The 1,662-nt window shown below is 74.5% G+C and carries 2 protein-coding genes; one reads left to right on the forward strand and one right to left on the reverse strand.

Going from position 1 to position 1,662, the window contains the following annotated elements; genetic code table 11:
* Positions 1–154 precede the first annotated feature (154 nt).
* The gene (locus DKL51_RS01445; protein ID WP_109947522.1) at positions 155–658 is read left to right on the forward strand and encodes an inorganic diphosphatase; all 504 of its coding nucleotides are present in this window, start codon (positions 155–157) and stop codon (positions 656–658) included.
* A 51-nt stretch (positions 659–709) separates the two neighbouring features.
* Here DKL51_RS01445 and DKL51_RS01450 read toward each other — a convergent pair.
* On the reverse strand, positions 710–1,662 hold a 953-nt coding region (locus DKL51_RS01450), incomplete at its 5' end, for a type VII secretion integral membrane protein EccD (RefSeq protein ID WP_124811641.1).

A 1,662-nucleotide genomic window follows, 5' to 3' on the forward strand; every position in this document is an offset into this window, starting at 1 on the left:
GACCCCCTCCTCCCCCGCCGGAAACCACCGTCGGTGACACTACTTCGGTCCGAACACTATGCGGTTGCCGGAGCCGGCGGGTGGGCATTCACCTGTCCGGGAGCGGCGCCACTGGTTCCGTGAGCCAGCGTGGGCAAACGAGGGAGCGTGGAAGATGGATTTCGACGTCACGGTTGAGATCCCGAAGGGTCACCGAAACAAATACGAGGTGGACCACGCGACCGGCCGGATCCGGCTGGACCGCACCCTCTTCACGTCCACGCAGTACCCGGCCGACTACGGCTTCATCGAGGGCACCCTGGGCGAGGACGGCGACCCGCTGGACGCGCTGGTGCTGGTCCCCGAGCCGACCTTCCCGGGCTGCCTGATCCGCTGCCGCACGATCGGCATGTTCCGGATGACGGACGAGAAGGGCGGCGACGACAAGGTCCTCTGCGTCCCCTTCGAGGACCCGCGCCAGGAGCACCTGCGCGACATCCACCACCTCGGCGAGTTCGACCGGCTGGAGATCCAGCACTTCTTCGAGGTGTACAAGGACCTGGAGCCCGGCAAGTCGGTCGAGGGCGCGACCTGGGTGGGTCGTACCGAGGCCGAGGCCGAGATCCGGGCCTCGTACCAGCGCGCCAAGGATGCCGAGGAGCGCGGCGAGGCGCACTGATCTTCCGAACGTGTGCGGGGCCCGGGTCGCTGGCGATCCGGGCCTTCGCGTTCAGCCGAGCAGGCCCCGGGCCCGGTCGTAGAGGTCCAGCACCGCGCAGGCCACCGGCACCACGGAGATCACCAGCGCAGTGTCGGTCAGGTCGGCCAGCCGACCGAGGTACGGGGAGACGGGCCGGCGGGCGTACGTGGTGCCGGCCGCCACGGCGACCAGGGCCAGGGTGAGCCCGCCGGCGGTCAGCACGAGGAGCCCCGAGGGGGCGACCCGGCCGGCGAGCACCGCGCCGAGGACGCCCAACCCGGCCAGCCCGGCCACCACGGCGGGCACCCGGTGCCGCACCGCCACGAAGAGTCGGGACCGCAGCAGCAGCACCGCCGAGCCGACCGCCACCAGCAGCCGCCCGGCCAGCCCACCCGCGGTGGCGAGCACCGCCGCGGCGGCGACCGCGAGGACGGCGTGCCCGAGCAGCATCCCGGTCAGCATCTCCTCCGTCCGGGCCACCGCCGCGTGCACCCGGCCCCGGTCCGGCAGGTCCCGGACCCCGTACGAGCCACCGGTCGGGGCGGCGGCGGGCAGGGTGATCGGCGGCAGCGGCACCTTGCCGAGCCGGATGGCCAGCAGCGGCAGCGCGCCGATGGCGAAGACGAGGACAGCGAGCAGCACCGCCGCGGTCCCCTCCGGGCTGAGGACGAGCGCGCCGAGCGCCGCGAGCGCGCCGACCGGACCGACGGTCGCGCCCGCCACGAAGACCCGGGACCGGGCGGCCACCCCGAGCAGGCCGAACACCGACACCAGCAGCAGCGCCACCGAACCGGCCAGCAACTCGGGCGCGCCCAGCCAGCGCAGCGGCGCGAACGGGCCGACGGGATCGCCGGAGCTCACCGCCAGCGCGCCCGCGGCAGCCGCCCAGGGCAGCGCGTACCCGCCGAGGGTGGCGCCGGCCGGGCCGTCCCCGTACGCCCGGGAGGCGGCGGTGCCGGCGAGGGTCAGCAGCAGCGCCACCG

This window comes from Micromonospora globispora, from assembly GCF_003857015.1.
GTDB classification, from domain to species: domain Bacteria; phylum Actinomycetota; class Actinomycetes; order Mycobacteriales; family Micromonosporaceae; genus Micromonospora; species Micromonospora globispora.

Bases quoted from the DNA above. Each gene is read 5' to 3' on its own strand.
- DKL51_RS01445 (WP_109947522.1), top strand. From the start codon at position 155: ATGGATTTCGACGTCACGGTTGAGATCCCGAAGGGTCACCGAAACAAA.